Annotated in this window: 18 protein-coding genes; 1 reads left to right on the forward strand and 17 read right to left on the reverse strand. The window is 72.8% G+C overall.

The genetic code is table 11. The features are described 5' to 3' along the window. Window positions 1–146: 146 nt before the first annotated feature. The 13 genes from metK to pyrR all read right to left on the reverse strand — a co-directional run bounded on the left by metK (window position 147) and on the right by pyrR (window position 14,705). A complete protein-coding gene (gene metK, locus ACSNN7_RS16125) occupies window positions 147–1,337 on the reverse strand; it encodes a methionine adenosyltransferase (protein WP_436681618.1) in 1,191 nt (396 codons plus the stop codon). Between the two features lie 99 nt (window positions 1,338–1,436). After that, window positions 1,437–2,645 carry a bifunctional phosphopantothenoylcysteine decarboxylase/phosphopantothenate--cysteine ligase CoaBC gene (gene coaBC, locus ACSNN7_RS16130; RefSeq protein ID WP_436681619.1) on the reverse strand — a complete coding sequence of 403 codons (1,209 nt, stop codon included), beginning with the start codon at window positions 2,643–2,645 and terminating at the stop codon, window positions 1,437–1,439. 14 nt (window positions 2,646–2,659) lie between these two features. Next, window positions 2,660–2,923: a DNA-directed RNA polymerase subunit omega gene (gene rpoZ / locus ACSNN7_RS16135; RefSeq protein ID WP_007075826.1), complete on the reverse strand. Its 264-nt coding sequence runs from the start codon at window positions 2,921–2,923 to the stop codon at window positions 2,660–2,662. Window positions 2,924–2,970: 47 nt separating this feature from the next. After that, window positions 2,971–3,504 (reverse strand): guanylate kinase, encoded by a 534-nt coding sequence (locus ACSNN7_RS16140; RefSeq protein ID WP_436681620.1) that lies wholly within the window; start codon window positions 3,502–3,504, stop codon window positions 2,971–2,973. A 25-nt stretch (window positions 3,505–3,529) separates the two neighbouring features. Next, the gene (mihF, locus tag ACSNN7_RS16145; RefSeq protein WP_088970961.1) at window positions 3,530–3,847 is read right to left on the reverse strand and encodes an integration host factor, actinobacterial type; all 318 of its coding nucleotides are present in this window, start codon (window positions 3,845–3,847) and stop codon (window positions 3,530–3,532) included. A gap of 170 nt (window positions 3,848–4,017) precedes the next feature. Then, window positions 4,018–4,851, reverse strand: coding sequence for an orotidine-5'-phosphate decarboxylase (pyrF, locus tag ACSNN7_RS16150; protein WP_436681621.1), 834 nt, complete (start codon window positions 4,849–4,851; stop codon window positions 4,018–4,020). A gap of 65 nt (window positions 4,852–4,916) precedes the next feature. Next, a complete protein-coding gene (locus ACSNN7_RS16155) occupies window positions 4,917–6,191 on the reverse strand; it encodes an adenosylmethionine--8-amino-7-oxononanoate transaminase (RefSeq protein WP_436681622.1) in 1,275 nt (424 codons plus the stop codon). Between the two features lie 43 nt (window positions 6,192–6,234). Then, the gene (locus tag ACSNN7_RS16160) at window positions 6,235–7,272 is read right to left on the reverse strand and encodes a quinone-dependent dihydroorotate dehydrogenase (protein ID WP_436681623.1); all 1,038 of its coding nucleotides are present in this window, start codon (window positions 7,270–7,272) and stop codon (window positions 6,235–6,237) included. A gap of 103 nt (window positions 7,273–7,375) precedes the next feature. Then, window positions 7,376–10,768: a carbamoyl-phosphate synthase large subunit gene (carB, locus tag ACSNN7_RS16165; RefSeq protein ID WP_436681624.1), complete on the reverse strand. Its 3,393-nt coding sequence runs from the start codon at window positions 10,766–10,768 to the stop codon at window positions 7,376–7,378. Next, on the reverse strand, window positions 10,761–11,924 hold the full coding sequence (gene carA, locus ACSNN7_RS16170) for a glutamine-hydrolyzing carbamoyl-phosphate synthase small subunit (RefSeq protein WP_436681625.1): 1,164 nt from the start codon (window positions 11,922–11,924) through the stop codon (window positions 10,761–10,763). The genes carB and carA overlap by 8 nt, the downstream gene beginning before the upstream one ends. Further along, window positions 11,924–13,201, reverse strand: coding sequence for a dihydroorotase (locus ACSNN7_RS16175; protein WP_436681626.1), 1,278 nt, complete (start codon window positions 13,199–13,201; stop codon window positions 11,924–11,926). The genes carA and ACSNN7_RS16175 overlap by 1 nt, the downstream gene beginning before the upstream one ends. Further along, window positions 13,198–14,124, reverse strand: a complete 927-nt coding sequence (locus ACSNN7_RS16180; RefSeq protein ID WP_436681627.1) for an aspartate carbamoyltransferase catalytic subunit — start codon at window positions 14,122–14,124, stop codon at window positions 13,198–13,200. Before ACSNN7_RS16180 ends, ACSNN7_RS16175 begins: the two co-directional genes overlap by 4 nt. Beyond that, window positions 14,121–14,705 (reverse strand): bifunctional pyr operon transcriptional regulator/uracil phosphoribosyltransferase PyrR, encoded by a 585-nt coding sequence (gene pyrR, locus ACSNN7_RS16185; protein ID WP_436681629.1) that lies wholly within the window; start codon window positions 14,703–14,705, stop codon window positions 14,121–14,123. The genes ACSNN7_RS16180 and pyrR overlap by 4 nt, the downstream gene beginning before the upstream one ends. A 287-nt stretch (window positions 14,706–14,992) precedes the next feature. Here pyrR and bldD point away from each other — a divergent pair, with 287 nt between their 5' ends. Then, window positions 14,993–15,481, forward strand: coding sequence for a transcriptional regulator BldD (gene bldD / locus ACSNN7_RS16190; protein WP_013285505.1), 489 nt, complete (start codon window positions 14,993–14,995; stop codon window positions 15,479–15,481). A gap of 96 nt (window positions 15,482–15,577) precedes the next feature. Here bldD and nusB read toward each other — a convergent pair whose 3' ends face one another. The 4 genes from nusB to aroB form a co-directional block, all read right to left on the reverse strand. After that, window positions 15,578–15,988 (reverse strand): transcription antitermination factor NusB, encoded by a 411-nt coding sequence (gene nusB / locus ACSNN7_RS16195; protein ID WP_436681652.1) that lies wholly within the window; start codon window positions 15,986–15,988, stop codon window positions 15,578–15,580. Window positions 15,989–16,011: 23 nt separating this feature from the next. Beyond that, a complete protein-coding gene (gene efp / locus ACSNN7_RS16200; protein WP_018785069.1) occupies window positions 16,012–16,569 on the reverse strand; it encodes an elongation factor P in 558 nt (185 codons plus the stop codon). Between the two features lie 518 nt (window positions 16,570–17,087). Then, entirely contained in the window at window positions 17,088–17,528 is a 441-nt protein-coding gene (aroQ, locus tag ACSNN7_RS16205) for a type II 3-dehydroquinate dehydratase (protein ID WP_436681630.1), read from the reverse strand. Then, on the reverse strand, window positions 17,525–18,601 hold the full coding sequence (aroB, locus tag ACSNN7_RS16210; RefSeq protein WP_436681631.1) for a 3-dehydroquinate synthase: 1,077 nt from the start codon (window positions 18,599–18,601) through the stop codon (window positions 17,525–17,527). Before aroB ends, aroQ begins: the two co-directional genes overlap by 4 nt. Between the last annotated feature and the right edge of the window lie 68 nt (window positions 18,602–18,669).

Below are 18,669 nucleotides of genomic sequence, written 5' to 3' on the forward strand. Positions count from 1 at the left end.
CCGCACCCCCGGTACGGCGTCGCCGTCCAGCTCGGCCGGGACCAGGTAGTCGAAGGGGCGATCGAGGTGCGGCAGCGGCACGTCGACGCAGACACGAGCGACCGGCGACCCCTCAGCGGGTCGCCGGTCGCTGCGCCTGGTGCCGGTCAGGCTCCCGCTACCGACTTGAGGTCGGCGGCCCGGTCGGTGCTCTCCCAGGTCAGGTCCGGCAGCTCGCGGCCGAAGTGGCCGTACGCGGCGGTCTGCTGGTAGATCGGGCGGAGCAGGTTGAGGTCCCGGATGATGGCGGCCGGGCGGAGGTCGAAGACCTCGGTGACGGCCTTCTCGATCGAGGCGACCGGCACGGTCTCGGTGCCGAAGGTCTCGATGAAGAGGCTCACCGGGTGGGCCTTGCCGATCGCGTAGGCGACCTGCGCCTCGCAGCGCTCGGCCAGGCCGGCGGCGACCACGTTCTTGGCCACCCAGCGCATCGCGTACGCGGCCGACCGGTCCACCTTCGACGGGTCCTTGCCGGAGAACGCGCCGCCGCCGTGGCGGGCGTAGCCGCCGTAGGTGTCGACGATGATCTTGCGACCGGTGAGGCCGGCGTCGCCCATCGGGCCACCGATCTCGAACCGGCCCGTCGGGTTGACCAGCAGCCGGTAGCCGCCGGTGTCCAGGTCGAGGCTCTCCAGCTCCGGGGCGATGACGTGCTCACGCACGTCCGGGGTGAGCAGCGAGTCCAGCGAGATGTCGGCGGCGTGCTGGCTGGACACGACCACGGTGTTGAGCCGGACCGGGCGCAGGCCGTCGTACTCGATGGTGACCTGGGTCTTGCCGTCGGGCCGCAGGTAGGGGACGGTGCCGTCCTTGCGCACGGCGGCCAGCCGGCGGGCCAGCCGGTGGGCCAGGGCGATCGGCAGCGGCATCAGCTCGGGGGTCTCCGAGCAGGCGAAGCCGAACATCATGCCCTGGTCGCCGGCGCCCTGCGCGTCCAGCGCGCTCTCCGACGCACCGGTCCGCAGCTCCATGGCGTTGTCGACACCCTGGGCGATGTCGGCGGACTGCCCGCCGATCGAGACGCTGACCCCGCAGGACGCCCCGTCGAAGCCCTTCTTCGACGAGTCGTACCCGATCCCGAGGATGGTCTCCCGGACGATGGTCGGGATGTCGGCGTACGCCTTGGTCGTCACCTCACCCGCGACGTGCACCTGCCCGGTGGTGATCAGCGTCTCCACCGCGACACGGCTGTGCGGGTCCTTGGCCAGCAGGGCGTCCAGGATGCCGTCGCTGATCTGGTCGGCGATCTTGTCCGGGTGGCCCTCCGTGACCGATTCGGACGTGAAAAGACGTGTCACGGCACTCCTAAGCACTTGAGTCTCTCTGGAAAGGTCGCTCCGCGGCAGTTTAGTCACCTGATTCCAGAGTGACGCAGCCAACGGCGAAGTGACCAGGGTTCAGGACGGTGCGGGCAGCCGGCCCACCACGAGGTCCCAGACCTGGTCCGCCAGGTCCTCCTTGGACTGCTCGGGAAGGGTGACGACACTGCCGTCCGCGCCGACCACGGTGGCCGCGTTGGTCTCGGCTCCGAAGACCTTGTCCACGCCCACCTCGTTGATCACGATGAGGTCGGCCCGCTTGCGGGCGAGCTTCGCCCGGCCGTTGGCCTCCGCGTCGCCGGTCTCGGCGGCGAAGACCACCAGCACCTGCTCCGGGCGGCGCCGCCGGCCCAGCTCGGCCGCGATGTCGGGGTTGGTGACCAGCGCGAGGGTCGGCGCGCTGCCGTCCTCCGACTTCTTGATCTTGCCGGACGCGTAGGTCGCCGGCCGGAAGTCGGCCGGCGCGGCGGCCATCACCACCGCGTCGGCGTCGGCGGCGGCCGCCAGGGTGGCCGTGCGCAGCTCCTCGGTGGTGCCCACCCGGACCAGGTCCACCCCGGCCGGGTCGGGCAGGGCGACGTTCGCCGCGATCAGCGTGACCCGGGCGCCCCGGGCGACGGCCGCGCGGGCGAAGGCGTACCCCTGCTTGCCGGAGGAGCGGTTGCCGAGGAAACGGACCGGGTCCAGCGGCTCCCGGGTGCCGCCCGCGGTCACCACGATGTGCCGGCCGGCCAGGTCGGCGGGGGCGTCGACGCCCCGGGCCAGCGCCCGCCGGGCGACGGCGAAGATCTCCGCCGGATCGGGCAGCCGGCCCTTGCCGGTGTCCGCGCCGGTGAGCCGCCCGACCGCCGGTTCGATCACCCGCACGGCGCGCGAGCGCAGCGTGGCGACGTTGGCGACGGTGGCCGGGTGCTCCCACATCTCGGTGTGCATGGCCGGGGCGAGCACCACCGGACAGCGCGCGGTGAGCAGGGTGTTGGTCAGCAGGTCGTCGGCGAGGCCGTGGGCCGCCTTGGCCAGCAGGTCGGCCGTGGCCGGCGCGACGACCACCAGGTCGGCCCGCTGGCCGAGCCGGACGTGCGGGACCTCGTGCACGTCGGACCAGACGTCGTCGGCGATCGGCCGGCCGGAGAGCGCCGCCCAGGTCGGCGCCCCGACGAAGCGGAGCGCCGACGCGGTCGGCACGACCCGGACCCGGTGGCCCGACTCGGTGAAGAGCCGCAGCAGCTCACACGCCTTGTAGGCGGCGATGCCGCCGCCGACCCCGAGGATGATCTCGGCGGGCATCGGCGGAGCGGGGGTTACGGCTGGTCGGTCGGCTCGGCGGTGAGCAGGCCCGCGTTGATCTCACGCATCGCGATCGAGAGCGGCTTCTCCTGCGGGGTGGTCTCCACGAGCGGGCCGACGTACTCCAGCAGGCCCTCACCGAGCTGGCTGTAGTAGGCGTTGACCTGGCGGGCACGCTTGGCGGCGAAGATCACCAGCGCGTACTTCGAGGTGGTCTTCTCGAGGAGCTCGTCGATCGGCGGGTTGGTGATGCCCTCGGGGTTGGCGATGGATCCCACGAAATACCCTCTGCGTCTGAAGTGTCCGCGCGAGCGCGGCTGGTCGCTCAACCGCGCAGTCGCGGCTGGGCGGGAGCCAGATAGGAAGAACCGAGCAAGCCTACCAGTTCGGCCACGACCCGCTCGGTGAGGTCGTGGACCACGGTGTGTCCGACGGCCGCGGCGACCGTCGGGTCCGGACGATGGCCCGGCGGCGCCAGCAGGATCAGCCGGACGTCCGGCAGGGCCTCCCGGACGGCGAGCGCGCCGGGCAGGTCCAGCGGGAGCAGCACCGGCCGGCCGGCGGCCAGCCGGGACCGCAGCGGCTCCCGGGGCGTGCCACGCCGGTGCCCACCCATCCGGGACCACTCCAGCAGCTCGCCGGCGGCGATCATCCGGTCGAAGCCGGCCGGGCCCACGAAGCGCCGGTCGACGCCGTCGACCTCGTCCGGGCGCCGGGGCCGGGTGGTCACCGGCACCGGCATCCACACGGACGGAGAACGCGCCCGGACCAGCTCGACGACACTCTCCCGCGCGGCGCCCGAGGGCCCCGCCAGGACAGTGAGCCGAGCCGCCGGGCGCGCCTCGTCATCCGTGCTCACCGCTTGTTTCTACACGTTGCGGCGTTCAGTTTGCGGCGAACTCTCCAAGCAGAGCCTTGCGCTGCTGCTCGCCCAGCCCGCGCAGACGACGGCTGTCGGCAATCTTGAGCTTCTCCATGATCTGGGTGGCCCGGATCTTGCCGATGCCCGGCATCGCCTGCAGGACGGCCGAAACCTTCAGCTTGCCGACGACATCGTCGGACTCGGCCCTGTCGAGGACGGCGGCGAGGGTGGTCTTGCCCTGCTTGAGCTGCTCCTTCAGCTCAGCACGGGCCTTGCGGATCTCCGCGGCCTTCTCCAGCGCGGCAGCGCGCTGCTCGGGGGTCAGTGACGGGAGCGGCACCAGTTCTCCTCAGGTCCCTATCGCGACGGGCGGGGCGCACCGCCGCTGTCGTGAAACGTGGTGTCGCTGGCAACCAAAGGGGTCCGTGGTTCCCAGCGCGGGGAAAACTAGCGGTCGCGGGCGGTTTCGGCAACGTGGACGCGCGAAGATCAGCGAAAGTGACCGAGCCGTCAGTCAGCCAGAACGCCGCGGCAGTCGGCCAGCACGCGGTCCACGGCGGCCCTCAGGGCGGCCTCGTCCGGGCCGGCGCCCAGCACCTCGCGCGAGTACGACGGCAGCACCGACGGCAGGCTGGAGCCGAAGACCGTCCGCAGGTCGGCGGCCGTCGCGCCCTGGGCGCCGAGCCCCGGTGCGAGCAGCGGCCCGTTGACCTTCGACAGGTCGTGGCCGGTGTCGCCGATCGTCGCGCCGACCACCAGCCCGAAGCTGCCCAGCGGCTCGGCACCTTCGTTGAGCTGGGAAATCTCGTCGATGACGGTCTGCGCGACGGTGCGTCCGTCGGCCGTGCGGGCCCGCTGCACGGCGGCGCCCTCCGGGTTGGACGTGAGCGCCAGCACGAAGACCCCGCCGCCGTGCGTGGCCGCCAGTTCGAACATCGGGGCGAGCGAGCCGACCCCCAGGTACGGGCTCGCGGTCACCGCGTCGACATGCAGCGGGCTGGACGGGTCGAGGTAGGCCGAGGCGTACGCGGCGACCGTCGAGCCGATGTCGCCGCGCTTGACGTCGAGGAGAACGAGCGCGCCGCAATCTCGTAACTGTCGGATAGTTGACTCAAGAATTCCGACACCTCGGGCACCGAACCGCTCGAAAAAGGCCGACTGGGGCTTGACCACCGCGACCCGGTCCGCAAGCGCTCCCACGACGGTCCGGGCGAACCGGTCCAACCCGTCGACGTCATCCGGCAGCCCCCAACGGGCCAGCAGCCCGGGATGCGGGTCGATGCCCACGCAGAGCGGCCCCCGCTCGGCGACGGCGCGGTGCAGCCGGGTCCCGAAACTCTCCATCGGCTTCCTCTCCTCACGCTCGCGCTCGGTGACCGGCCGGTGCCGGTCCCGTCCTGCCCGCCGGCTCAGCCGGCCTTCACCGCCGCCGCGACGCCGGCCGCGATCCGGGCCACGTCCGCGTCGTCGGTCACGTACGGCGGCATGGTGTAGACCAGGTCGCGGAACGGGCGGAGCCAGACGCCCTGGGCCACGGCGGCGGCGGTCGCCGCCGCGATGTCCACCTCGTGGTCCAGCTGCACCACGCCGATCGCGCCCAGGACCCGCACGTCGGCCACGCCCGGCGCACCGCGCAGCGGCTCCAGGCCGGCCCGCAGCCCCGCACCGACCCTGGCGACCTCGGCGGCCCAGTCACCGGCCCGCAGCAACCCCAGGGACGCGTTGGCGACCGCGCAGGCCAGCGGGTTGCCCATGAAGGTGGGACCGTGCGCCAGCACCCCGCCGGCGGAGATGCCCCGGGCGACCTGCGGGGTGCAGAGCGCGGCGGCCAGGGTGAGGTACCCGCCGGTGAGCGCCTTGCCGACGCAGAGCACGTCCGGGCTCACCCCGGCGTGCTCGGCGGCGAACATCGTCCCGGTCCGGCCGAAGCCGGTGGCGATCTCGTCGAAGATCAGCAGCACCCCGTGCGCCCGGGTCACCTCGCGCACCACCCGCAGGTACTCCGGGTGGTGGAAGCGCATCCCGCCCGCGCCCTGCACCACCGGCTCCACGATGACGGCGGCCAGCTCGTCGGCGTGCCGCTGCACCGCGTCGGTCAACGCCGCCACGTACGCCTCGTCGGGCGGGTCGTCGAAGCCGCCGGGCGGCACCGGGGCGAAGACCTGCCGGGGCAGCACGTCGCCCCAGAGGTGGTGCATGCCGCCCTCGGGGTCGCAGACGCTCATCGGGTGGAAGGTGTCGCCGTGGTAGCCGCCCCGCCAGGTGCCCAGCCGGCGGCGTTCCGGGCGGCCCACGGCCCGCTGGTACTGCAGGCACATCTTGATCGCCACCTCGACGCTGACCGAGCCGGAGTCGGCCAGGAACACGTGCTCCAGCCCCTCGGGGGCCAGCTCGACCAGCGTCCGCGCCAGCCGCACGGCGGGCTCGTGGGTGAGCCCGCCGAACATCACGTGGCTCATCCGGCCGAGCTGGTCGGTGACCGCCGCGTCGAGCACCGGGTGCCGGTAGCCGTGGATCGCCGCCCACCAGGACGACATCCCGTCGACCAGTTCCCGGCCGTCGGCCAGCCGCAGCCGGACGCCCTCGGCGCCGGCCACCACGTACGGCGGCTGGGCCGGGGGCAGCGCCGCGTACGGGTGCCAGACGTGGGCCCGGTCGACGGCCAGGATCTCCTCGGGCGTCACGTGCTCTCCTTCGTACCCTCGGGGGCTTCCCGGCCGGGACGGCTCACCCGGCCGGCACCGGCGCGGTGGCGCCCGCCGACGCGCGGGCCGCCGCCCGGACCAGGGCGGGGCCCCGGTAGATGAAGCCGGTGTAGAGCTGGATCAGGCTGGCCCCGGCGTCGAACATCCGGGCGGCGTCGTCGGCATCGAGGATGCCGCCCACACCGACGACCGGCAGCCGACCCCCGGTCTCCCGGTGCACGAAGGCGACCACCTCGCGGGCCCGGGCGGCCAGCGGACGGCCGGAGAGCCCGCCGGCCTCCGCGGCACGCTGCGCATCGGCCGGGGCGAGCCCGTCGCGGGCCAGCGTGGTGTTGGTGGCGATCACGCCGGCCGCGCCGCGGGCCAGGCAGACCTCCAGCAGCTCGGCGATCGCCGGCTCGGTCAGGTCCGGGGCGATCTTCACCAGCACCGGCTTCTCCCCCACCAGCGCCGCCAGCAGCGTGTCCAGGTGGCACTTGTCCTGCAGCGAGCGCAGGCCCGGGGTGTTCGGCGAGGAGACGTTGACCGCGAAGTAGTCGCCGTGCTCCCGCAGGGCCCGGTACGAGGCGAGGTAGTCCCCGACCGCGTCGTCCAGCGGGGTCACCTTCGACTTGCCGAGCGAGATGCCCAGCGGCGCCCCGATCGGGCGGGGCAGCGTGGCCAGCCGGGCGGCGAGGGCCTCGGCGCCGGCGTTGTTGAAGCCCATCCGGTTGACCACGGCCTCGCTGTCGCGCAGGCGGAACAGCCGGGGCCGGGGGTTGCCCGGCTGGGCGTGCGCGGTGACCGTGCCGACCTCGACGAAGCCGAAGCCGAGCGCCGGCCAGGCCGGCAGCGCCACGCCGTTCTTGTCCATGCCGGCCGCCAGCCCGACCGGGTTCGGGAACTGGACCCCGAACACCGTCCGCGGCGCGCGCACGGCGTAGCGGGCTCGCAGCGCCCCCAGCACCGCCGCCCGCCGCGACACCCCGGCCAGCCGCCGCAACGTCCACTCGTGCGCCGCCTCCGCGTCCCCGCCCCCGATCCGGAACAACTGAGGCCGCACCACCCGCTCGAACATCACCGCCCCATCCCCCGGCTCCCTGCCGCGCCGATCATGAGGTTGACGGCGATGTCGATCTCCTCGACCCCCGCCAACCTCATGATCATCGCAACGACGGGGGCGGTCACTCGCCCGCCCGGAGAGCGGCGTGGAGCTCCTGGAGGGGACGGACCTGCATGTCGCCACGGATGCGGGCCTCGATGCCCATCACCGCCGCCGCCGCGCCGGGGACGGTGGTGATGCAGGGGATGTCGGCGGTCACCGCGGCGCTGCGGATCTCGTAACCGTCGGAGCGGGCGCTCGCGCCGGAGCCCTGCGGGGTGTTGACCACCAGCGCCACGTCGCCGCCGAGGATCATCGAGACCGCGTCCTCGCCCTCGCCGGACTCGTAGTGCTTACGGATCTGCTCGCAGGCGATGCCGTGCCGGCGCAGCACCTCGGCGGTGCCGGTGGTGGCGACGATCTCGAAGCCCAGGTCGGCCAGGCGCTTGATCGGGAAGATCATGCCGCGCTTGTCCCGGTTGGCGACCGAGACGAAGATCCGGCCACCGGTGGGCAGCGACCCGTACGCAGCCGACTGGCTCTTGGCGAAGGCGTGCCCGAAGTTGGTGTCGATGCCCATCACCTCGCCGGTGGACTTCATCTCCGGGCCGAGCAGCGAGTCGATGCCCTTGCCGGACGGGGTGCGGAACCGCTTGAACGGCAGCACCGCCTCCTTGACCGCGATCGGGGCGTCGGCCGGCATCTCGCCGCCGTCCCCGGTCGGCGGGAGCAGCCCCTCGGCGCGCAGCTCGGCGATGGTGGCGCCGAGCGCGATCCGGGCCGCCGCCTTGGCCAGCGGCACCGCCGTGGCCTTGGAGACGAACGGCACCGTCCGCGACGCCCGGGGGTTGGCCTCCAGCACGTAGAGCATGTCGTCCTTGAGGGCGTACTGGACGTTGAGCAGGCCCTTGACGCCTACCCCCCGCGCGATCGCCTCGGTGTAGCGGCGCACCTGGGCCAGGTGCGAGCCCGCGAGGGTGATCGGCGGCAGCGCGCAGGACGAGTCGCCGGAGTGGATGCCGGCCTCCTCGATGTGCTCCATCACCCCGCCGAGGTAGACCTCACCGTCGGCGTCGCAGAGCGCGTCCACGTCGATCTCGATGGCGTCGTCGAGGAAACGGTCCACCAGCACCGGGTGGTCCGGGGAGATGTCGGTGGCCCGGCCGATGTAGTCGCGCAGGGTGGCGTCGTCGTAGACGATCTCCATGCCCCGCCCGCCGAGCACGTACGACGGCCGGACCAGCACCGGGTACCCGATCTCGTCGGCGATCGCCTTCGCCTCGTCGTACGAGGTGGCCATGCCGTGCGCCGGGGCGCGCAGCCCCGCCCGGGCCAGCACCGCGCCGAACGCGCCGCGCTCCTCGGCGAGGTGGATCGACTCCGGGGAGGTGCCGACCACCGGCACGCCGGCGTTCTTGAGCCGCTGCGCCAGCCCCAGCGGGGTCTGCCCGCCGAGCTGCACGATCACCCCGACCACGCCCGGCCCACCGGCCGCCTTGCCCGACGAGTCCTCGGCGTGCCAGACCTCCAGCACGTCCTCGAAGGTCAGCGGCTCGAAGTAGAGCCGGTCGGCGGTGTCGTAGTCGGTGGAGACCGTCTCCGGGTTGCAGTTGACCATGACGGTCTCGTAGCCGGTGCCCGCGGCGCCGGAACCGGACGCGGCGGCTCCGCCGATCGGCGCGCTGCGCAGCGCCTGGACCGCGTGCACGCAGGAGTAGTCGAACTCGATGCCCTGACCGATCCGGTTCGGCCCGGAGCCCAGGATGAGCACCTTGGGCCGGTCCGAGGGCACGACCTCGGTCTCGGAGTCGTACGTCGAGTAGTGGTACGGGGTGGTCGCCTCGAACTCGGCGGCGCAGGTGTCCACCGTCTTGTAGACCGGCCGCACGCCGAGGCGGTGCCGCAGGGTGCGCACGCCGTCCTCGGCGGCCAGCTCCGGCCGCAGCGCGGCGAGCTGCCGGTCGGACAGGCCGGCCCGCTTCGCCCGGCGCAGCAGCTCGGCGTCGAGCACCGGGGCGTCCACGATCTCCGCGCGCAGCTCGACCAGGCCGGCGATCTGGTCCAGGAACCAGGGGTCGATCCCGCCGGAGGCCGCGGTGACCTCGGCGATGGAGGCGCCCAGCCGCAGCGCCCGCTCCACCGTGTAGAGCCGGCCGTCGTGCGGCATCCGCAGCGCGGCGAGGGTGTTCTCCTTCGTCGCCCCCACCGGGTCCGGGGTGGTCCAGAAACCCGAGGATTGGGTCTCCATCGAGCGCATCGCCTTGTTGAGCGCCTCGGTGAAGTTGCGTCCGAGGCTCATCGCCTCGCCGACCGACTTCATGGTGGTGGTCAGCTCCGGGTCGGCGCCGGGGAACTTCTCGAACGCGAACCGGGGGATCTTCACCACCACGTAGTCCAGCGTCGGCTCGAACGCCGCCGGGGTCTTCAGGGTGATGTCGTTGGGGATCTCGTCCAGGGTGTAGCCGATGGCCAGCTTCGCGGCGATCTTCGCGATCGGGAAGCCGGTCGCCTTGGAAGCCAGCGCCGAGGAGCGCGACACCCGGGGGTTCATCTCGATCACGACGATCCGGCCGTCGGCCGGGTTGACCGCGAACTGGATGTTGCAGCCGCCGGTGTCCACCCCGACCTCGCGCAGCACCGCGATGCCCAGGTCACGCAGGCGCTGGTACTCCCGGTCGGTCAGCGTCATGGCCGGGGCGACGGTGACGCTGTCGCCGGTGTGCACGCCCATCGGGTCGATGTTCTCGATCGAGCAGACCACCACCACGTTGTCGTGCCGGTCGCGCATCAGTTCGAGCTCGTACTCCTTCCAGCCGAGCACGCTCTCCTCGATGAGCACCTCGTGCACCGGGCTGGCGGCCAGGCCGGCACCGGCGATGCGGTGCAGGTCCTCGTCGGTGTGCGCCATGCCGGAGCCCAGGCCGCCCATGGTGAACGAGGGCCGGATCACCACCGGCAGGCCCAGCTCGGCGACGGTCGCCTCGACCTCGGCCATCGAGTGGCAGACCCGGGAGCGCGGCACCAGGCCGGCCGGGTCCTCGACGCCGAGCCGGGCGCCCGCCTTGGCGACGATGTCCTTGAACAGCTGCCGGTCCTCGCCGCGGTTGATCGCGTCGATGTTGGCGCCGATCAGCTCCACGCCGTACTTGTCCAGCACCCCGGCCTCGTGCAGGGCGACCGCGGTGTTCAGCGCGGTCTGCCCGCCCAGGGTGGGCAGCAGGGCGTCCGGGCGCTCCTTGGCGATGACCAGCTCGACGAACTCCGGGGTGATCGGCTCGACGTACGTGGCGTCGGCGAACTCCGGGTCGGTCATGATGGTCGCCGGGTTGGAGTTGACCAGGCTGACCCGGATCCCCTCGCTGCGCAGCACCCGGCACGCCTGGGTGCCGGAGTAGTCGAACTCGCAGGCCTGCCCGATGACGATCGGCCCGGAGCCGATCACCAGGATGTGCTTGAGATCGGTCCGCTTAGGCATTCGCGCGCCCCTTGCTCTGAGTCCGGCCCTCGATCAGCTCGGCGAAGCGGTCGAAGAGGTAGTCCGCGTCGTGCGGGCCCGCCGCCGCCTCCGGGTGGTACTGGACGGTGAAGGCGGGCACGTCGATGGCCCGCAGCCCCTCGACCACGTTGTCATTGAGGCAGACGTGCGACACCTGGACGCCCCCGAACTCGGTGTCGATCACCTGGTCGGGGACGACCGCGCCCTGCCCGGCGCCCGGCACCTGCACGGCGAAGCCGTGGTTGTGGCTGGTCACCTCGACCTTGCCGGTCGCCCGGTCGAGCACCGGCTGGTTGATGCCGCGGTGGCCGTAGCCGAGCTTGTAGGTGCCGAAGCCCAGCGCCCGGCCGAGGATCTGGCTGCCGAAGCAGATGCCGAAGAGCGGCACCTCGCGGCGCAGCACCTCCCGGGCCAGCGCGACCGGCCCGTCGGCGGTCGCCGGGTCGCCCGGGCCGGGCGAGAGGAAGACCGCGTCCGCGCCGGTGGCCAGCAGGTCGTCGACGGTCGAGCCGGCCGGCAGCACGTGGGTGGTGACGCCGCGCGTGGCGAGCCGGCGCGGCACGTTGCGCTTGATGCCCAGGTCGAGCGCGGCCACCGTGAACCGGTGCTCGCCGATCGCCTCGACGACGTACGGCTTGTCGGTGGTCACCTCGGCGGAGAGGTCCGCGCCGACCATCTGCGGCGACTGGCGGACCCGGGCCAGCAGGGCGCGCGGGTCGTCGTCGACGCTGGAGATGCCGACCCGCATCGCGCCGCGCTCGCGCAGGTGCCGGGTCAGCGCCCGGGTGTCCACGCCGGCGATGCCGACCACACCCTCGGCGGCGAGCCGGTCCTCCAGCCCGCCGGTGGCCCGCCAGTTGGAGCCGATCCGGGCCGGGTCGCGCACCACGTACCCGGCGACCCAGATCCGGCCGGACTCGTCGTCCTCGCCGTTGACGCCGGTGTTGCCGATGTGCGGGGCGGTCTGCACCACCACCTGGCGGTGGTACGAGGGGTCGGTCAGGGTCTCCTGGTAACCGGTCATGCCGGTGTTGAAGACCGCCTCGCCGAAGGTCTCGCCGACGCTGCCGTACGCCTCGCCGGGGAAGGTGCGCCCGTCCTCGAGTACGAGGATCGCGGGCCTGCGCTTTGCCATTACTTGACAGCCTTTCCGTCCAGGACCGTCGGCTCGCCGCGCAGGAAGGTCGCCACGATGCGACCTGGCAGCGTCATGCGGGCGTACGGGGTGTTGCGACTGCGGCTGGCCAGCTCCGCGGGCTCGATCACCCGGCGGGCGGCCGGGTCGACCAGGGTGAGGTTGGCCGGGACGCCGGGCGCCGGGTCGAGGCCGTGCCCGTCCAGGCCGGCGATCCGGGCCGGGGTGCGCGACATGCGCTCGGCGATCAGGTCCCACTGCGGCCCGAACACGTCCAGGGCGATGGAGAGCGCCGTCTCCAGGCCGAGCATCCCCGGCCGGGCGTACGCCCACTCGCACTCCTTGTCCTCCACCGCGTGCGGCGCGTGGTCGGTGGCGACCACGTCGATGACGCCCTCGGCCAGCGCGGCGCGCAGCGCGGCCACGTCGCTCTCGGTACGCAGCGGCGGGTTGACCTTGTAGACCGGGTCGTACGTCTCGGCCTTGGCGTCGGTGAGCAGCAGGTGGTGCGGGGTCACCTCGGCGGTCACCTTCACCCCGCGCGACTTGGCCTGACGCAGCACCTCGACGCTGCCGGCGGTGGAGACGTGGCAGACGTGCAGCCGGCTGCCGACGTGCTCGGCCAGCAGCACGTCGCGGGCGATGATCGCCTCCTCGGCGACCGCCGGCCAGCCGGTCAGCCCGAGCCGGGTGGAGACCTCGCCCTCGTGCATCTGCGCGCCCTCGGTGAGCCGGGGCTCCTCGGCGTGCTGGGCGATGATCCCGTCGAACGCCTTGACGTACTCCAGGGCGCGGCGCATCAGCTTCGGGTCGGCCACGCAGTGGCCGTCGTCGGAGAAGATCCGCACCCGGGCGGCGGAGTCGGCCATCGCGCCCAGCTCGGCCAGGCGCTCGCCGGCCAGCCCGACGGTGACCGCACCGATCGGCTGCACGTCGACCAGCCCGGCCTCGCGGCCCAGCCGCCAGACCTGCTCGACCACGCCGGCGGTGTCGGCGACCGGCGAGGTGTTGGCCATCGCGCAGACCGCGGTGTAGCCGCCGAGCGCCGCGGCACGGGAGCCGGACTCGACGGTCTCGGCGTCCTCGCGGCCGGGCTCGCGCAGGTGGGTGTGCAGGTCGACCAGGCCGGGCAGGGCGACCAGCCCGGTGCCGTCGACGACGGTGGCCTCCGGCGCGGTCAGCCCGGCGCCGGTCTGCGCGACGACGCCGTCGCGGATCAGCAGGTCGGTCGGCGCGGCGCCGACGACGCTCACGTTGCGGATCAGGTACGAGGTCACAGGTTGTTTCCTCCGAGCAGCAGGTAGAGGACGGCCATCCGCACGGAGACCCCGTTGGCGACCTGTTCGACGATGGTGGAGCGGGGCGAGTCGGCGACCTCGGGCGTGATCTCCATGCCCCGGTTCATCGGGCCGGGGTGCATCACGATCGCGTGGTCGGGCAGCCGGCGCATGCGCGGGCCGTCCAGGCCGTAGCGGCGGGCGTACTCGCGGGCGGAGGGGAAGTAGGAGTCGCTCATCCGCTCCCGCTGCACCCGCAGCATCATCACCACGTCCGACTGCGGCAGCACCGCGTCGAGGTCGTAGGAGACGTCGGTGCCGGGCGCGAGCGCCTGGCCGATGTGCACCGGGATCAGCGTCGGCGGGCCGACCAGGGTGACCTTGGCGCCGAGGGTGGAGAGCAGCAGCACGTTGGAGCGGGCCACCCGGGAGTGCAGCACGTCCCCGACCACCGCGACGTGCAGGCCGGCGAGCCGGCCCAGCCGGGAGCGCATCGTGTACGCGTCGAGCAGCGCCTGGGTGGGGTGCTCGTGGGTGCCGTCGCCGGCGTTCACCACCGAGCCGGCCACCCAGTTCGCCAGCCGGTGCGGCGCGCCGGAGGCGGGGTGCCGGACGACCACCGCGTCGGCCCCCATCGCCTGGAGGGTGAGCGCGGTGTCCTTCAGGCTCTCCCCCTTGGTGACGCTGGAGCCCTTGGCCGAGAAGTTGATCACGTCCGCGCTGAGCCGCTTGGCGGCCGCCTCGAAGGAGATCCGGGTCCGGGTGGAGTCCTCGTAGAAGAGGTTCACCACGGTCCGGCCGCGCAGCGCGGGGAGCTTCTTGACCTCCCGGCCGGCGACGGTGGCCATCTCGGCGGCGGTGTCGAGGATCTGGGTGGCGGTGGCGGCGTCCAGGTCGGCGCCGGAGAGCAGGTGCCGGATCATGAAGGGGTACCCCCGAAGAGCTTGACCTCGTCGGCACCGTCGGTCTCGGCGAGGGTGACCTTCACACTCTCGGCGAGCGAGGTCGGGATGTTCTTGCCGACGTAGTCGGCGCGGATCGGCAGCTCGCGGTGGCCGCGGTCGACCAGGACGGCGAGCTGCACGCTGGCCGGCCGGCCCACGTCGTTGAGCGCGTCGAGCGCGGCCCGGACGGTGCGGCCGGAGAAGAGCACGTCGTCGACGAGGATGACCCGCTTGCCGTCGATGCCACCCGGCGGAAGCTGGGTCGGGCCGACCGCGCGGGTGGCGTGCCGGCGCAGGTCGTCGCGGTAGAGTGTGATGTCGAGCACCCCGACCGGGACGTCGACGTCCTCGAAGGTGCTGATCCGGGCGGCGAGGCGCCGCGCGAGCGGGGCGCCCCGGGTGGGGATGCCGAGCAGTACGGTGTCGGCGGCGCCCTGGGTCTTCTCCAGGATCTGGTGGGCGATCCGGTCGACGACGCGCTGGACGTCGGCGCTGGCGAGGATCACCTTCACCGAGGGTTGTCGCTCCTGCGACGTTTGGGCAGCCGGTGGGCAGGCCACGGCGGACCTCCTTCCCCGCCTCACGGGACGGGTCGTTAAAGGACGTCTGAATGTCCGGCCGGATCGCGAACGGTCCGGGCCGGGGCTTCAGGCCACGTTACCAGCGGTCACCGGGCGGGCCGTCAGCACCCACTGATCCCCGGATCAGGTCGGCGAAATGGGGATAAGTCCCCCCGCGCTCCCCAACGGCAGGGTCGCGACCACTTGACCACGTGTCGCAATCCCCGTACCGTCACGCTCCGTAGCGATCGCTGGGAGAACCCCACAGCAGCACTGGGAGTGTCCGAATGCCCTCTGAATACGCCAAGTCGCTGGGCGCCCGCCTGCGCTCCATCCGCCAGCAGCAGGGCCTGTCCCTGCAGGGTGTGGAGGAGAAGTCGAACGGGCGGTGGAAGGCCGTGGTGGTCGGCTCGTACGAGCGCGGCGACCGGGCCGTCACCGTGTCCCGCCTGGCGGAGCTGGCCGACTTCTACCGCGTTCCCGTCTCGGAGCTGCTGCCCGACGGCAGCGGGGTGCGGCACGAGCCCACCAGCAAGATCGTCCTGGACCTGGAGCGGCTCTACGACGAGGCCTCCGAGGACCTCGCCTACGTCGCCCGGTACGCCCGCGCGATCCAGCAGCAGCGAGGCGACTACAACGGCCGGGTGCTCTCCATCCGCGCCGACGACCTGCGTGCCCTCGCCATCGTGTACGACGCCTCGCCGTCGGGCCTGATCGAGCGGCTCACCGAGCACGGTGTGCTGGTCGCCGACCCGCGGGCGTTCTTCGCGTCCTGACGGTTCGCACTGCGAAGGGCCCGTGCCGGACGGCACGGGCCCTTCCTGCATCTGCGGGCGGTCGGTGCCGGAGCACCGGCACGCCCGGCCGCCGCGTCAGCGGGTGGCGTACTCGGCGATCCGCCCGAGGATGCCGTTGAGGAAGCGCGGCGAGTCGTCGGTCGACATCTGCCGGGCCAGCTCGACCGCCTCGCTGATCGCCACCGCGTCGTCGATCTCGTCGACGTAGAGCAGCTCGTAGACGGCGATCCGGGCGAGGTTGCGGTCGACCACCGGCATCCGGTCCAGCGTCCACCCCTCGGCGTAGCTGGCGATCACCTCGTCGATCCGGGCGAGGTGGGTCGCGACCCCCTCGACCAGGCCGACCGCGTAGCCCAGGTGCTCCGGCCGCGGCTTCTCGATCCGCTCGACGTAGCCGGCGAGCACCTCGACCGGGGGCCGGTCGCGCAGGTCGGCCTCGTAGAGCACGTCCAGCGCCCGCTTACGCGCCTTGCGGCGCGACGGCATCTGCTGCTTGGGACCCTCGGCCATCAGGCTCGGCCGAGGTAACGGCCGTCGCGGGTGTCGACCTTGATCTTCTCGCCGGTGGTGATGAAGAGCGGTACCTGCACGGTCGCGCCGGTCTCGACGGTGGCCGGCTTGTTGCCGCCGGTCGACCGGTCGCCCTGCAGACCCGGCTCGGTGTAGGTGACCTCCAGCACGACCGAGGTCGGCAGCTCGATGTAGAGCGGGACACTCTCGTGGGTGGCGACGGTCGCCTCGGCCTCGGGGAGGAGGTAGTTGGCCGCCTCGCCGACGGTGCCGCCGGGGACGGTGATCTGGTCGAACGTCTCCAGATCCATGAAGACGTAGTCCTCGCCGTCGGCGTACAGGTACTGCATGGTGCGCTTGTCGACGGTCGCGGTCTCGACCTTGGTGCCCGCGTTGAAGGTCTTGTCGACGACCTTGCCGGACAGCACGTTCTTCAGCGTCGTACGGACGAACGCCCCACCCTTACCGGGCTTGACGTGCTGGAACTCGACGACGGCCCAGAGTTCCCCGTCGAGGTTGAGTACCAGGCCGTTCTTGAGGTCGTTGGTGGATGCCATTTCCTGCCTTGATCATCAATTGGCGGACAGACCTGGCAAGTCTACTAGTTGTGTCCAACCGGCGACTCCGCCTCCGCCCGGCCCGACCGACGCCGCCCTCCCGGTCACCGTGCGTCACCTTTCGCACCACCCCGCACACCCCCGCCGCCCCCTTTGCTCTGCTGCCCTGGACGCGACAGTCACCGAACGTGCCCGGGCCCGCAGCAGGGTCCGATCGCGCGACGAGCCAGCTGCCCAGCTCACGCCCGGTGTCGCCGTCAGGGCAGCAGAGCAAAGGGGCCAGGGGAGGCTGGCGGCGGGGAGTCGCACGTCACCGAGCGTTGCATGTGCCGCCGACCACTCACGGTGAGCGTCGACGACAGCGCGCCGCAGGCGGCGCGCCCGGCAGTCGACGGCGATCGCGTCGACCAGGCCGTGCACCGCCGTCAGGCCGCGATTCGTCGGTCACGCCGCGGGCCGTCGGACAGGCCGTAGGCCCGGGAGACGGCCCGGCAGGGGGCGTTCGGCGTCGGGACCGCTCAGCCGGTCGCGCCGAGGCGGCTGGCCAGGTGGTGCAGGGCGAGGCGGTAGCCGTCGACGCCCAGGCCGCAGATCACCCCGGTCGCCACGGCGGAGACCACCGAGTGGTGCCGGAACTCCTCACGGGCGTGGATGTTGGAGATGTGCACCTCCACCAGCGGCCCGCGCAGCAACGCGCAGGCGTCCCGGACCGCGATCGAGTAGTGCGACCAGGCGGCCGGGTTGAGCACCACCGCCGCCTGCTCGTCGGCCGCCTCGTGCAGCCAGCCCAGCAGCTCGTGCTCGGCGTCGGTCTGCCGGACGATGACGTCCAGCCCCAACTCGCGACCGGTGTCCACACAGAGCGTCACCAGGTCGGCGTAGCTGGTCAACCCGTACACGTCGACCTGCCGGGTGCCCAGCCGCCCCAGGTTCGGCCCGTTCAGCACGTACACCCTCACGAGGAGATCTCCCGGTAGGCGGCGTGCAGCAGCTCGTCGTCCGGCCCTTCGAGGATCGCCGGCCGGGCCAGGCCGTCCAGCACCACGAAGCGCAGCTTGCTGCCCCGGGCCTTCTTGTCCACCCGCATCGCGGCCAGCAGCTCGGGCCAGGCGCCGGCCGGGTAGCTGGTGGGCAGGCCGAGCGCGGCCATGACCGACCGGTGCCGCTCGGCGGTGGCCGCGTCGAGCCGCCCGGCCAGCCGGGCCAGGGCACCGGCGTAGACGGTGCCGACCGCGACGGCGTGCCCGTGCCGCCAGCGGTAGCCCTCGGCCTTCTCGATCGCGTGGGCCAGGGTGTGGCCGTAGTTGAGCACCTCCCGCACCCCGGACTCGCGCAGGTCACCGGAGACCACGTCGGCCTTGACCCGGATCGCCCGTTCGATCAGCTCCCGCGCCACCGGGCCGGTCGGGTCGACGGCGGCGGCCGGGTTCCGTTCGACCAGGTCGAGGATCACCGGGTCGGCGATGAAGCCGCACTTGACCACCTCGGCCATCCCCGCGGCCAGGTCGGCCGGGGGCAGACTGTCCAGCGTCGACAGGTCGCAGAGCACGCCGGCCGGCGGGTGGAACGCGCCGACCAGGTTCTTGCCGGCGGCGGTGTTCACGCCGGTCTTGCCACCGACCGCGGCGTCCACCATGCCGAGCAGCGAGGTCGCCACGGGCACCCAGCGCACCCCGCGCAGCCAGCAGGCGGCCACGAAGCCGGCCAGGTCGGTCACCGCGCCGCCGCCCACGCCGATCACCGCATCGGTACGGGTAAAGCCGGCCGCGCCGAGCCGCTCCCAGCAGTCGGCGGCCACCTCGATCCGCTTGCCCGCCTCGGCGTCGGGCACCTCGATCGGCAGCGGCGCCGCACCGAGCGCGCGCAGCTGCTCGGCCAGCGTGTCGGCCAGGTCCTTGAGCGGCGGCGCGAACAGCAGCGCGACCCGGTCGGCGCCGGGCAGCAGCCGCGGCAGCGCATCGAGCAGGTCTCGTCCCACCAGCACGTCGTACGGCCGCTCGCCGCCGACCGGGATCCGGGTCACCTCGTTCATCGCAGGGCAGCCTAGTGCAGTTCGGGGCACCGGACGGGCGCTGTCCACCTGGTGGAGCCGTGACGCGC

It is taken from the genome of Micromonospora sp. URMC 105, from assembly GCF_051386295.1.
Lineage (GTDB): Bacteria > Actinomycetota > Actinomycetes > Mycobacteriales > Micromonosporaceae > Micromonospora.